The sequence below is a fragment of the Kitasatospora sp. NPDC042419 genome, assembly GCF_056437345.1.
This window is the reverse complement of record NZ_JBWKAW010000004.1, coordinates 52,781-65,462: the sequence shown is the minus strand read 5'-3', so window position 1 is coordinate 65,462 and position 12,682 is coordinate 52,781. Positions and strand designations below refer to the sequence as shown.

Below are 12,682 nucleotides of genomic sequence, written 5' to 3'. Positions count from 1 at the left end.
GGCGCACCGGCACGGCCTCGCGCGAAGCGCCGCAGTTCGGGGCGGACCGGCGCCGCTCTGCGGGCCGGTCCGGCTGGACCCGCCCTGGCCCGCCTGCGGTTGCCGTCCACGACGACCGGCGCGGCACGGGCACGGGCACAGGCACGGGGGAAGCGGCCGCCGCAGACGCGAGGACGGGGCCGGGTCGGGGCGAGGCTCCGGCCGGGGCGCCCGCGGCACCGCTCATCGGGGCACCCCGGCCGCGTCCAGGAAGGTCCGGAACTTGGCGCTGGTCTCGGCGAGTTCGGCCTCCGGGCGGGACTCGGCGACGACGCCCGCCCCCGCGTACACCCGCAGGGTGCGCTCGTCGGCCTCGGCGCAGCGCAGGGTGACCACCCACTCGCCGTCACCGTCCGCGTCGCCCCAGCCGACCATCCCCGCGTACAGGCCGCGGTCGAACGGCTCGATCTCGCGGATCGCCTCCCGGGCGAGCGGCGTCGGCGTGCCGCAGACGGCGGGGGTCGGGTGGAGGGCGGTGGCCAGTTCCAGGGCGGACACGGCCGGGTCGGCGAGTTCGGCGGTGATCGTGGTGGCCAGGTGCCACATCGCGGCGGTGCGCACCAGGGTCGGGCGCTCCGGCACGTCCAGGGTGCGGCAGTACGGGGCCAGCGCGGCGCGGATGGCGTCGACCACGACGGCGTGCTCGTGCAGGTCCTTGGGCGACTCCAGGAGTGCGGCGGCCCGGCGGACGTCCTCGCCGAGGTCGGCGCTGCGCGGGACGGAGCCGGCCAGCGGGTTGGCGAGGACGGCGGCTCCGCGGCGGGAGAGCAGGAGTTCGGGGCTGGCGCCGATCAGGGTGCGGCCGGAGCCGGCGGGCATGGCGAAGGTGTAGCCGCCGGGGTCGCGGCGGGCGAGGCGCTGGAGGATCGCGGGCAGGTCGAGCGGCTCGGCGGCGTTCAGCTCCAGCGTCCGGGCGAGCACCACCTTGCTCAACTCGCCTTCCCGGAGCCGCCGGACGGCTTCGGCGACGCCGGCGCCGTAGGCCTCCGGCGCGGGCACCGGCCGGACGTCCCACTCGACCCGGTCGGCGGCCGGGGCGGGCAGTGCGATCAGCGGGTCGTCGCCCAGTGCGCCGCAGGCGCGGACCCTGGCGGGGACGGCGAGTTCGGCGCGACTGTCGTGGTCGAACGCCACCGCGCCCACCACCAGCGGGTGTTCGACGCCGTCCCGGCGGGCCTGCGCGAGTGTCTCGGCGACCCGGACGGGCAGCGGGCGGGCGTCCTGCGGCACCCTGGCGTGCACGCCCTCGGCGAGCAGCGTTCGGGTCGGGGAGGCGAAGAACGCCTCGTCGGACGCGGCCCGGTACTGGCCCAGCAGTCCGCTGGCCGCGCCGATGGCGGCGTGGTCCGTCCCGGCGGGGGCGTGATGCACCGTGGTCACCTGGATTCCCCCAGCCTGCGAGTGGCCGCCGGGCGCGCGAGCTCGGACTGCTGCACAGGAAAGTCCCCTCCGACCAAGAACATTAGGCAAGCCTAACCTAAAACAATCGCACGATCCCGCCGAGGGGGCATCCGGGACTCGCGGCACCGCGGAGCGAAGGTGGACGCAACGTTGCGTCCAGTGTACGGTCGAATCGAGACGCAACGTTGCGTCCATGATCGTGAGACCACCGCTCGGGGCGGATCGCCGGCCCGGAACGGGTCACCCACGCGGAGCGGGTCACCCGCCCGAGGGGCGCACCCCCGGGACGACACCGCCCGCCACCGCCCTCCCCTTCCCCAGAGGAGCCTCCCCATGCCCTCCGCCCAGCCAGGCCGCGCCGCCGCGCCGCCCGGGCCCTCCCGGCCGCTCGCGCAGGCCGCCATCGCCCTCGCCTTCTGGGTCACCATGGCCGGAACCACCGTCCCGACCCCGCTCTACCCGCTCTACCAACACGCCTTCGGCTTCTCGCCGTTCATGGTCACGGTGATCTTCGCCGTCTACGCGCTGGGCGTCGTCGCCGGGCTGCTCACCCTCGGCCGGCTCTCCGACCAGATCGGCCGCCGCCCGGTCATGGCCGCCGCCCTGCTGCTCGCCGCAGCAGCCGCCGGACTCTTCGAAGCAGCCGACGCGCTGCCCTGGCTGCTCACCGCCCGGGTCCTCTCCGGCTTCGGCGCCGCCCTGATCACCGGCGCCGCCACCGCCGCCCTGCTCGACCTCGCCCCGCCCGAGCGGCGCCTGCGCGCCCAGACCCTGGCGCTCGCCGCCAACATGGGCGGCCTGGCCGGCGGCACCCTGTTCTCCGGCGTGCTCGCCGAATGGGCCGGCTCGCCCCTCCGGCTCCCCTGGACGGTGACCCTCGTCCTCACCGCCACCGCCCTGCTCGGCCTGTTCGCCGTCCCCGAGACGGTGCCCGCCGAGATACGCGCCGCCGGAGTCCGGCTCCGCCTCCAGCCCCTGCGCATCCCGGCCGGCATCCGCCCCGCCTTCCTGCGCGCCGCACTCGCCGGCGGCGCCGGGTTCGCCGTGACCGGCGTACTGACCGCGGTCAGCGGGCTCTTCCTCGCCACCGTGCTCGACCTGCGCAACCACGCGCTGACCGGCCTGGTCGTCGCCCTCGCCTTCGCCGCCATCGCCGTCGGACAGCTGCTCGTCCGCGTGCTGCCCCCGGCCCGCGCCCTGCCGCTCGCCTGCGCCGGACTGGTCGTGGCCGCCGCGCTCATCGCCGGCGCGCTGCTCACCGAGGCCTTGGCGCCGCTGCTGCTCGGTGCCTGCGTCAACGGCCTCGCCGCGGGCACCGCCATCGGCACCGGACTCGGCGCCATCAACGGCGGCGTCGCCCCGGAGCGTCGCGGTGAGACGGTCTCCACCTTCTTCGCCGTGCTCTTCTCGATGCTCTCGGTGCCGGTCATCGGGGTCGGCGTGCTCATCCAGGCCACCGGGCTGCGGACGGCCGGGGTCACGTTCAGCGCGGTGGTCGCCGTCCTGGCGGTGGGCGTCGCGGCCGGCCTGGTCCGGCGGCCGCGCGGGGAGACGGCCGCGTCCGGCGCCCCGGCCCCCTCCGGCCGGACGGGCAGCACGACCGGGACGGGCAACGCGACCGGGGCGGTCGGCGCCTACGGCGCCGTAGGCGCGCCCGACGCCGCGAACACGGCGGGCCCGACGTCCGCACTGGCCGGGTCGGCCGAGGAGGCATGAGAAGATGACCACGACCGACGCCCCCGGCCAGCCGCCCCCGCACAAGGACCCGAGCACCATCGCCGCCCAGTCCCGCCCCGCCACCGGCAGCAGCACCAGTAGCAGCCGCCGCAGTGAGGCCGCGCGCCTGGCCGTGCTGAACGCGGCCGACGACCTGCTCGTGGAACACGGCTTCGAGGGCCTCACCATCGAGGGCATCGCCGCCGCGGCCGGAGTCGCCAAGCAGACCATCTACCGCTGGTGGAAGTCCAAGGTCGACATCCTCTTCGACAACCTCGTCCTCGACGCCCCCGCCGCTCTGGCCTGGCCCGACTCCCCGTCGACCCCCGCGGACCTGCGCACCTACGTGCACCGGTTCGCCGCCTTCCTCGGCGAGGACCCGGCCGGCCGGGTCCTGCAGGCCCTACTCGGCCACGCCCAACTCGACGCCCGAACGGCCGAGTTGCTGCACAGCGGCTTCCTGGACGACCTGCGTGCCCGCGACGTCGCGCACACCCGCGCCTGCCTCGGCCTCGCCGGGGACGACTCCCGGACCGGCGCCGACCCCGACGCCGACGACCGGGCCGCCGTCCTCCTCGACGCCCTGCTCGCCCCGCTCTACCACCGGGCCCTGGTGCTGCGCCGCCCGCTGGACGCCGCGTTCGTCGACGCCCTGCTCGACCGGCACCTGCCGCGCTGACCCCGCCTTCCCGGCTGTCCCGCTGTTCCCGCCTTCCCCCCAACTCCCTTTTCTCCGGCCCGTGTCCACTCCGGGCCCGTTCAGGAGTCACCATGTTCCGTCGCGCCCGTCCGACCTACGACGTGCAGGTCATCGCCGTCACGCCGCTCACCTCCGCCCTCGTCCGACTCACCTTCACCGGCCCCACGCTGGGCGACCTCCCCATCGAACACCCCACCCAGTGGGTCAAGTTGGCGATCCCCGAGGGCCACTCCCGGGCCTACACCATCCGCCACCACCGCCCGGCGGAACGTGAGGTGGACATCGACGTCGTGCTCCACGACAACGGCCCGCTCGCCCGCTGGGCCGCCGTCGCCCGCCCCGGCGACCGGGCGCAGCTGGCCGGACCGCGCGGCAGCCTGCCGTCCTTCGAGGCCGCCGAACACGTCCTGCTCGCCGCCGACGAGAGCGCCCTGCCCGCCGCACTCACCATCGTCGAGCAACTCCCGCCGGGCGTCCCGGTCTCCGTCTTCGTCGAGATCGGCGACGCCGGGGCCACCCTGCCCCTGCCCGCCCGGTCCGGCCTCACGAGCCACTGGCTCGTCCGCCGCCCGGACCGGCCGAAGGGCAGCCTGCTGGCGGACACCCTGCTCGCCACCGACGTTCCCGCCGGCACCACCGCCTGGCTGGCCGGTGAGGCGCACGCCGTCGCCACCATCCGCCGGCACCTGCTCACCGACTGGTCCCTGCCGCGCGAACGCGTCCACAGCAAGGGCTACTGGAAGCACGGCGAGTCCGACCACAAGGGCTGAGACCGCACCCGCCGCCGCACGGCCCCGGCCGGGCCCCTCGCCGGGCCGGGCCAGGCCGGCTCAGGCCGGCGGACGGTCCCGGGAGGCCGCCGGCCGACCCCACGAGGAGCCCGGACGGCCCGAAACGGCGGGGCGCCCTGCCTGGTGACGGTGCGCCGTGGCGGCCGCGAGGGCGGCGGATCAGTGCGCGGCGGCGGGCGCGGGTGACAGCCCGGTGCAGCCGCGCAGGCCGTCGCGCCGCTTGAGGGCGGCGGTCGCCGCCGCGCCGGACTGCGGGACGGGCACGCCCTTGTCGTCGATGGTCGCCGGCGCGAACACCTCGCCGACCACCTTCCCCGCCGGGGTCACCGTCAGCGTCGTCACACCGGTCTCGTTGGAGTTGGCGTAGTTGGACGTGCCGTACCAGAGGAAGTTGCCGAAGCCGTAGCCGACATAGGTGTTGCCGAGCATGCCGGAGCCGAGCATGGTGTGCGCGTGGGTGCCGACCACGGCCGTCGCGCCGGCGGCGGCGAGCTTCCTGGCGATGGTGGTCTGGGCGCCGGTCGGGCAGGCCTTGCCCTCGTCGCCCCAGTGCAGGTAGACGAGCACCACCGGCGCCTGCTTCTTCGCCGCCTCGACCGCCTTGACCAGCGCGGTCGCGTCCAGCGCCGAGGCGATGCCGGGCTTGCCGGCGCCGGCGCGCCACTTCTGGTTGGTCAGGTCCTCGACCTGGCTGGCCGCGACCACCGCGACCTTCACCCCGCGCACGGTGGACACGTACGGGGCGTACGCCTCCTGCGAGTTGCGGCCGAAGCCGACTATCGGGACCGGCGAGGAGGCCTTGGCGGCGAGGGTGTCGGCGAGACCGTCGGCGCCGAAGTCCACGGCGTGGTTGTTGGCGAGGGACACCACGTCGACGCCGGAGTCCTTCAGCGCGGTGAGCGCCTTGGGCGAGGTGCGGAAGGTGTAGGTCTTGGCCTCGGGTGCGCCGCGCTCGGTGATCGCGGTCTCCAGGTTGAGCACGGCGAGGTCCGCGGCCGAGAGCGTCTTGGCGATCGGGCCGAGCGCCGCCTCGGGCGCCTTCACAGCCAGCCGGGCCTCGGTGCGGCCCTCGAAGTGCACGTCGCCCGCGAACGCCACGGTGATGCTGCCGTCGGGGCGGGGGGCGCCCGCCGCACCGTCGGTGGAGGAGGAGTCGTCCGGGGTGCCGGACGCGTCGGGTGCCGCCTTGGCCGCGTCCGCGGCCGCGCTGGCGGCCTTGGCCTCCTTGGCGGCCTTGACGGTGGCCGGGTCGGGGTCGTCCGGCCCGCAGGCGGCGACGGGTATCAGCCCGAGCAGCAGTGCGACGGCGGCCGCGGCACGGCGCATGAGTTCCCCCCGTGGGTCGGTCGAAGAGCGCGGTCAGCCTACGCCACTCCCCCGCTCCCTCTCCGCCACGCCTCCACGAGCCGCACCCGCCCGTCGTCCGGCGTTCGTCCGCGCCGCGGGGTGGCCGGCGGCTGCTCCCGGGCGGTGCGGCCGCATCGCGACCCGCCTCCCGGCGCTTCCCCGGCACCGCCCCCGCGACCCCCGCCGCGACCCCCGCGGCGACCTCCCCCGAGGCTTCCCCCGCGACCTCCGCCGCACCTTCCTGCGGCGGGACGCCGCGGCGGATGCGGGTCGGCACCGCCTCCTGTGGTAGCAGGTGCGAACCGAACGGCGTCCCCTTCCTCGCGGACCCGCGCTTCCCGTCCCGCCGGACCCAGGACCTGCCGTCCCAACCGTCCGCCCGATCCGGCCACGGCGTCCCTGGCGTCGGGCCCGCCCCGGCGCGCAGCGTGGAGGGGGAGGGGCGGCGGAGCGACGGGGAGGGACAGGGAGGGCGCAGCGACCGGGCGTCCGGGGACTCGGAAGGGCAGGTGGTGCGCCATGGCCGGCGCGGAGGCGGCAGGCACCCGGCGGCGGATCGTGGTCGGGATCGACGGTTCGGCGCCGTCGAAGGCGGCACTGCGCTGGGCTGTCGGCCAGGCGGTGCTGACCGGGGCGGTGGTACGGGCGGTGGCCGCGTGGGAGTACCCGTCGCTGTACGGCTGGTTCGCGCCGATGGTGGACGACGGGTTCGAGCAGGCGGCGCGGCGGACCCTGACGGACGAGGTGGACGGCGTGGTCGGCCGCGAGCGGCCGGTGGAGATCCACGAGAGCCTCGTGCTCGGGCACGCGGCCGAGGTACTGCTGGAGGCGGCCGAGGGTGCGGACCTGCTGGTGCTCGGCAGCCGCGGCCGCGGGACGTTCGCGCGGACGCTGCTGGGCTCGGTGAGCGCGCGGTGCGCGGTGCACGGGTCCTGCCCGGTGGTGATCGTCCGGGCGGACGGCCACGCCACGGCGCCGCCCCGGCCGGCCGGGGCGGCGGGCGCGGGCGCGGAGGCGGGGCCCGGGGCGGGGGCGGACACGTCGGGCGGGGCGGCGGCCGTCCGGACCAAGGACTGGCAGCTGAACCTGCACGTGACCGAGGACCGCGACACCACCCGGGTGCACGCCGTCCTGGACGCCGACGGCCGCGTGCTGCGCAGTGACGCTCTCGCCCGCCGCAACCCGCGCGACGCCCCGACCCCGGAAGTGGGCGACGAGTTCGCGGTCGGCCGCGCACTGGTCGACCTCGGCCACCAGTTGCTGCGCGCGGGTACCCAGGGCGCCACGGGACGGGCGGAGGAGTGACATGCTGATCCGCGGGCGGCGCCGGACGACGGACGACCGGACCGCTGCCCCGACGACTGACGACAACCGACGACGACGACTGACGACTGACGACTGACAGATATCGGCTGGCAGATGACAGCTGACGGATTTCAGATGACGGATAACAGATGACGGATTCTGTCAGCCCGACCCCGGGCGGCCCCGCACCCACCCCCGCCCCCACCGCCGCACCCACCGCGCCCGAGCTCGACTTCACCCCCGCCCAGCGCGCCCGCGGGCGCGCCCTGCGCCGCGCCCAGCTCCCGTGGGCGCTGGGCGGGCGGCTGGCGGGCCTGGCACTGACGCTCGTGCTGGGTCTGACACCGGCCGGAGCCGGGCTGGTGACGGCGGTCGGCGGCTGGTTCGGCGGTTCCCGCACGGCGGAGGTGCTGGCCGGCGCGGGCGCCCTGGTGCTCCTCGGCCAGGCGGCGCAGCTGCCGTTCGGGGCGGGCGTCCGCTCGGTGCGGACCCGGTTCGGACTGGTGACCCAGGGCTGGGCCGGCTGGTCGGTGGACGTACTGCGCGGACTGGCCCTCACCCTCGCACTGGCACTGCCGGTGGCGTTCGGCTTGTACGCGCTCACCGACCGGTCCCCGGACCGCTGGTGGATTCCGGCGGCGAGTGCGGCCGCCCTGCTGACGGCCGCGCTCTCCTTCCTCTACCCCCTCCTCGTCGAGCCGGTGTTCAACCGGTTCTCGCCGATGGAGGGCGGGCCGCTGCGCGAGGCGCTGCTGGCGCTCGCCGAGCGGGACGGCGTCCGGGTGCGGGACGTCCTGGTGGCGGACGCGTCGCGCCGGACGACGGCCCTGAACGCCTACGTCTCGGGCCTCGGTGCGACGCGGCGGATCGTCGCGTACGACACGCTGCTGTCGACCGCCGAACCACGTGAGGTGGAGCTGGTGGTGGCGCACGAGCTGGGGCACGTGAAGCACCGGGACGTCCTGACCGGCACCGTGCTGGGAGCCGCGGGGGCGGCGGTCGTGGTGGCACTGCTGGGCCTGGCGGTCGGCTGGGGTCCGCTGCTGTCGGCCGCCGGAGCGACGGACGCCGCCGATCCGCGTTCGCTCCCGTTGATGGCGGCGTGCGCGGCACTGCTCGGCGCGGCGTCCGGCCCGGTGCAGTGCGCGGTGAGCCGTCGGGTCGAGGTCCGGGCCGACCGGCACGCCCTCGAACTCACATCGGACGCCGAGCAGTTCATCGCGATGCAGCGCAGACTGGCACTGACCAACGTGTCCGACGTCGACCCGCCGCGGGTGCTGGAGCTGCTCTTCGCCACCCACCCGAGCGCGACCCGCCGGATCGCGGCCGCCCGGGCGTGGCAGGCCCGCGGCACCGCATCCAAACTCGTTGTATAATGCAACGAAACCCGGGAAGGTTCGAGGAGGTAGGTCCACCATGCCCGACCGCGAGACGTCGATCGACACCATCCAGCGCGAGCTGACCGCCTTCGCCCGCCGCGCCCGCCACAAGGCCTCGCAGCTGCACCCGGACCTCTCCCTGGTCACCTACAGCATCCTGGACCTGATCACCGAGCGCGGCGGCTGCCGGGCCGCCGACGTCGCCGCGTACTTCATGCTCGACAAGTCGACCGTCAGCCGCCAGGTCACCGCCCTGGAGAAGCTCGGCCTGCTGCGCCGGGAGACCGACCCCGAGGACCAGCGCGGCCAGATCCTGCGTGCCACCGACGCCGGCCTGACCCTGCTGCGCGAGGCCAACGAGCAACGGCGGATCTCCTTCTCCGCCCGCTTCACCGGCTGGTCGGACGAGGACGTCGCACGGTTCTCCGACTACCTGGCCCGCTACGGCGCCGAGGACTGACCGGCCCCTCCCCTAGGCCGCCCCGTCGACCGGCCGCTCGCCGCCGCGCGGGGGCCGGGCCGGCTACCGGAACCTCCCCGGGTGCGGCGGACCACCCGGACGGTGTACAGAGGAGAGGTGCCACTCCGGCAGCTTCCCCGCGAACGGCGCCGGCCGTGGCGGCTCGACCGCCGCGCGCTGACGGCGCTGCCGCTCGCCCTGATCGTGCTGATCACCGTGGTCGACGTGCTCTCCCCGCCGGAGATCCACCTCGGCCCGCTGCTGATCGTCGCCCCCGCGCTCACCGCCTCCTTCGCCGGTGCCCGGGCCACCGCCGTCGTCGCCCTGCTCTCGCTCGCCGCGCTGACCGTGATCGGCATCCTGCGCGACGGTGTCACCACCACGAACCACGAGACCCAGCTCGGCGCGCTGCTCGCCGTCTCGGTCCTGATCGTGGGCCTGCGCGTGCTGCGCGACCGGCACGAACGCGAGCTCGCCCAGGTCCGCTCGGTGTCCGAGGCGGCCCAGCGCGTCCTGCTGCGCCCGCTGCCCGACCGGATCGGCCCGCTCCACCTCGCCGCCGTCTACCTGGCGGCCGAGGCCGAGGCGCAGGTCGGCGGCGACCTGTACGCGGCGGCCCGCACCGCCACCGGCACCCGGCTGCTGGTCGGCGACGTGCGCGGCAAGGGCCTCTCCTCGCTCGGCGACGCCGCGCTGCTGCTCGGCGCCTTCCGGGCCGCCGCGCACCTGCACGCCGACCTGCCCGCACTCGCCCGCTACCTGGACGGCAGCATCGCCTGGGACCTCGCCCAGCTCGCGGAACAGCAGCGCGCGCCGAAGCAGCCCGCGCAGCACTCCCCGGCTCCGGCCCCGGAGGACGGCGGCGAGTCGTTCATCACGGCCGTCCTCCTGGAGATCCCGGACGACGGCCGGGTGGTCCGCCTGGTCGACTGCGGCCACCCGCCGCCACTGCTGCTGCGCGCCGACGGCGTCACCGCGCTGGACTCCCGCCGCCCCGCGCCCCCGCTCGGGCTCGGCGAACTGGCCCCGGCGCCGTACGAGGTGGAGGAGTTCCCCTTCCTGCCCGGCGACCGGCTGCTGATCTACACCGACGGCGTGATCGAGGCCCGGGACACCGAGCGTCGGTTCTACCCGCTCACCGAACGGGTCACGGACCGGTGCGCCGACCGCCCGACCGCCCTGCTGCACCACCTGCGCCACGACCTGCTCGCCCACGTCGGCGGCCGGCTGGACGACGACGCGGCGATGGTCGTCGTGGAGCGGGTCGACTGAGATCCGGGCGGGCGGCGGGCGGGCGGGCGGCAGGCGGGCGGCGACAGGCGCCCCGGCCGGGGCGCCGCTCACGGCCGGTACGGCAGCTGCGGCACCTCGAAGCAGGTGGTGGTCATCGACTCCACCTGGGTGACCCAGCCGCCACGCCCGTCCTCGGCGGAGTCCTGCCACCGGGCGGCGTCCAGGCAGGCCCGGGTGAGCCCGGTCGGCGGGGGCTTCGGGACGAACGAGGCGGGCAGGAGCAGCCCGTTCGCGTCGTACGGCTCGGCGCGGTTCATGAACCGTTCGACGCAGACGCGGGTGAGGTCGGCGCCGCAGGAGTCCATGGCGTCGGTGAGCCACTGGGCGCCCGCCCAGCCCTCCAGCTCCCAGGCCGACAGCAGCGGCTCCCGGTCGGGGAGGTAGCGCGCCATCGCCGCCCGGAACGCGGCCACCGCCGGGTACCGCACGTCCTCGTAGTTCAGGGAGGAGGAGGTCGCCCAGAGCACGTTCCGGCAGGTGGGCGAGGCCCGGTAGTCGGTGCGGACGCTCTCCGACCAGTTCTGCACGTTGGTCACCTTGGCGGTGACGCGGGTGCCCGCCTCGTCGAGCGCCCGGCAGAGTGCGGCGTTGCCCCGGCTGTCCATGGCGTCGAAGAGCAGCTGCGAGCCGTCGGCCCGGACGGCGGCGGCCACCGCCTGGAAGTTGGGCAGCGCGAAGTCCACCGTCTGGGTGAGGACCCGGTACCCCTCGGCCTCCAGGCCGGCCCGCAACTGGGCGGCGTAGCGGGCGGAGTCGGCCTGGTTGTAGGCGACCACGGCGGCGCTGTCCGCACCCAGCCGCTCCTTGAAGAAGCGGAACACCTCGGTGGTCTGGTAGAGCGTGCCGTTCCAGCCGACGGCGTTCCCGTCGCGGGGCGCGCTGCTGCCGTAGATCCCGTACAGGTGCGGCCAGCGCTCGTACGCCGTGCCGATCGGCTGGCCCCCGACGTCCGGCACGCCCTTGCCGCTGACGTACGGGGCCCCGGCGTAGTCGAGGACGCTGCCGGAGACGAAGGCGAAGACGTGGGACTGGTCGATCAGCCGGTGGACGCAGTCCTGGTTGCCGATGCCGCTGCCGCCGTCGTCGCAGGTGACGAGCTTGACGGTGCGGCCGTGCAGGCCGCCGCGGTCGTTGAGGTCCTGGAAGAAGGCCTGGGCGCCGTAGCGCGGTCCGCTGAACACCTCGCTGCCGACCGGGCTGGTGAGCGAGGTGACGATGCCGATCCGGATCTCGGTCGGGGTGACACCGGTGTCGGAGGCCGGATTGCCGGTGCCGGAGGTGCCGGAGGTACCGCCGGACGTACCGCCGGATGCGCCGCCCGGGGTGGGGCGCGCACTGAACGCCTGGTCCGGCAGGCGGGTGCCGCAGCCGGTCGCCAGGATGAGGCCGAGGACGACGGCGAGCACGAGGGCGAGGGTCCGGGGCGGGGTCGGGGTCCGGGGCTGGGTCGGGGCGACGGCCGGTGCCCGGGCCGTGACGGCCGGCGCGCGTCGGCGGCGGGCGGGCCGCCGACGGGTGGAGCCGTCGGCGGCCCGGGACCGCGGGACCGGGGTCAGCTGCATCCGGGGATCGGGCTGCCGCCGGCGCCGGCGGCCTGGACGAGCAGACCGCACATGGTGGAGCGGGAGACCTTCCAGGTGCCGTTGTCCAGCACGGCCTGGCCGGTGGCGGCCGGCTCGACCACGTTGCCCTGGAGCGACAGCTCGTAGGTGACGGTGGCCTCGGTCGGCGAGGTGAACGCCACGTTCGTCACCTTGGCCTGCACCTGGCCGAGGCGCGGGTCCTGCGAGAAGCCCTCCAGCACGGGGAGCAGCACGTCACCGTTCTGGAGCAGCGTGACCTTCTCCGGGATCGGCGTGCTGGGGTCGAAGAACTTCTGCCAGTTGGCGGTGACCTCGTTCGTCGCCGTCGCCGGGTCGGCGGGCGCGGTGCCGCCGGCGGTGGCGCTCGCGCTCCCGGACGCCGAGGCCGAAGCCGACGGCGACGCCGAGGCGGATGCCGTACCGGAGGCCGAGGCGGACGGCGACGAGGTGCTCCCGGACCCGGAATCACTGCTGCTGCACCCCGCGACCGTGCCGGCCAGCAGCAGCGCGAGCAGGATGCCCGCCGACCGCAGGACCGGGCCGCCGCCCCGACGGGTGCCGCTCTGCCACACGTGCATGGTGTTCCTCTCGGCTGCCGGGCGGCGTCCGCTGCTGGGGTCGGTCCGCCGGTCTCCGGATGCTGTTCCAGGCCGATCCTGGAAACGTCG

The 12,682-nt window shown here is 75.6% G+C and carries 11 protein-coding genes; 7 read left to right on the top strand and 4 right to left on the bottom strand.

Annotation, left to right across the window (positions count from 1 at the left end):
• Nucleotides 1–222 precede the first annotated feature (222 nt).
• Nucleotides 223–1,425, bottom strand: coding sequence for an isochorismate synthase DhbC (gene dhbC / locus AC067J_RS10160; protein ID WP_478298157.1), 1,203 nt, complete (start codon nt 1,423–1,425; stop codon nt 223–225).
• Between the two features lie 348 nt (nt 1,426–1,773).
• On the opposite strand from dhbC, the gene AC067J_RS10155 reads away from it, so the two are divergent.
• The 3 genes from AC067J_RS10155 (at nt 1,774) to AC067J_RS10145 (ending at nt 4,626) form a co-directional block, all read left to right on the top strand.
• On the top strand, nt 1,774–3,156 hold the full coding sequence (locus AC067J_RS10155) for an MFS transporter (protein WP_478297492.1): 1,383 nt from the start codon (nt 1,774–1,776) through the stop codon (nt 3,154–3,156).
• A gap of 4 nt (nt 3,157–3,160) precedes the next feature.
• Complete coding sequence (locus AC067J_RS10150; RefSeq protein ID WP_478297490.1) at nt 3,161–3,835, top strand: TetR/AcrR family transcriptional regulator; 675 nt, start codon at nt 3,161–3,163, stop codon at nt 3,833–3,835.
• A 92-nt stretch (nt 3,836–3,927) separates the two neighbouring features.
• Nucleotides 3,928–4,626, top strand: coding sequence for a siderophore-interacting protein (locus AC067J_RS10145; protein WP_478297488.1), 699 nt, complete (start codon nt 3,928–3,930; stop codon nt 4,624–4,626).
• Nucleotides 4,627–4,806: 180 nt separating this feature from the next.
• On the opposite strand, the gene AC067J_RS10140 is transcribed toward AC067J_RS10145, so the two are convergent.
• Nucleotides 4,807–5,973, bottom strand: a complete 1,167-nt coding sequence (locus AC067J_RS10140) for a CapA family protein (protein WP_478297486.1) — start codon at nt 5,971–5,973, stop codon at nt 4,807–4,809.
• Nucleotides 5,974–6,513: 540 nt separating this feature from the next.
• Between AC067J_RS10140 and AC067J_RS10135 the strand changes: the two genes are divergently transcribed.
• From AC067J_RS10135 to AC067J_RS10120, 4 genes are all read left to right on the top strand, one after another.
• Nucleotides 6,514–7,299, top strand: a complete 786-nt coding sequence (locus AC067J_RS10135; RefSeq protein WP_478297484.1) for a universal stress protein — start codon at nt 6,514–6,516, stop codon at nt 7,297–7,299.
• 149 nt (nt 7,300–7,448) lie between these two features.
• A complete protein-coding gene (locus AC067J_RS10130; RefSeq protein ID WP_478297482.1) occupies nt 7,449–8,675 on the top strand; it encodes a M48 family metalloprotease in 1,227 nt (408 codons plus the stop codon).
• Between the two features lie 40 nt (nt 8,676–8,715).
• Nucleotides 8,716–9,138: a MarR family winged helix-turn-helix transcriptional regulator gene (locus AC067J_RS10125; protein WP_478297480.1), complete on the top strand. Its 423-nt coding sequence runs from the start codon at nt 8,716–8,718 to the stop codon at nt 9,136–9,138.
• A gap of 117 nt (nt 9,139–9,255) precedes the next feature.
• Complete coding sequence (locus AC067J_RS10120; protein WP_478297478.1) at nt 9,256–10,410, top strand: PP2C family protein-serine/threonine phosphatase; 1,155 nt, start codon at nt 9,256–9,258, stop codon at nt 10,408–10,410.
• Between the two features lie 68 nt (nt 10,411–10,478).
• Here AC067J_RS10120 and AC067J_RS10115 read toward each other — a convergent pair whose 3' ends face one another.
• Nucleotides 10,479–11,993, bottom strand: coding sequence for an ABC transporter substrate-binding protein (locus AC067J_RS10115; RefSeq protein WP_478297477.1), 1,515 nt, complete (start codon nt 11,991–11,993; stop codon nt 10,479–10,481).
• Nucleotides 11,984–12,592 (bottom strand): MTB12 C-terminal domain-containing protein, encoded by a 609-nt coding sequence (locus AC067J_RS10110; protein WP_478297475.1) that lies wholly within the window; start codon nt 12,590–12,592, stop codon nt 11,984–11,986. The genes AC067J_RS10115 and AC067J_RS10110 overlap by 10 nt, the downstream gene beginning before the upstream one ends.
• Between the last annotated feature and the right edge of the window lie 90 nt (nt 12,593–12,682).

Excerpts from the sequence above, each read along its gene's own strand:
- AC067J_RS10155 (WP_478297492.1), top strand. The coding sequence starts at position 1,774 with ATGCCCTCCGCCCAGCCAGGCCGCGCCGCCGCGCCGCCCGGGCCCTCC.
- AC067J_RS10150 (WP_478297490.1), top strand. The coding sequence starts at position 3,161 with ATGACCACGACCGACGCCCCCGGCCAGCCGCCCCCGCACAAGGACCCG.
- AC067J_RS10145 (WP_478297488.1), top strand. The coding sequence starts at position 3,928 with ATGTTCCGTCGCGCCCGTCCGACCTACGACGTGCAGGTCATCGCCGTC.
- AC067J_RS10140 (WP_478297486.1), bottom strand. The coding sequence starts at position 5,973 with ATGCGCCGTGCCGCGGCCGCCGTCGCACTGCTGCTCGGGCTGATACCC.
- AC067J_RS10135 (WP_478297484.1), top strand. The coding sequence starts at position 6,514 with ATGGCCGGCGCGGAGGCGGCAGGCACCCGGCGGCGGATCGTGGTCGGG.
- AC067J_RS10130 (WP_478297482.1), top strand. The coding sequence starts at position 7,449 with ATGACGGATTCTGTCAGCCCGACCCCGGGCGGCCCCGCACCCACCCCC.
- AC067J_RS10125 (WP_478297480.1), top strand. The coding sequence starts at position 8,716 with ATGCCCGACCGCGAGACGTCGATCGACACCATCCAGCGCGAGCTGACC.
- AC067J_RS10115 (WP_478297477.1), bottom strand. The coding sequence starts at position 11,993 with ATGCAGCTGACCCCGGTCCCGCGGTCCCGGGCCGCCGACGGCTCCACC.
- AC067J_RS10110 (WP_478297475.1), bottom strand. The coding sequence starts at position 12,592 with ATGCACGTGTGGCAGAGCGGCACCCGTCGGGGCGGCGGCCCGGTCCTG.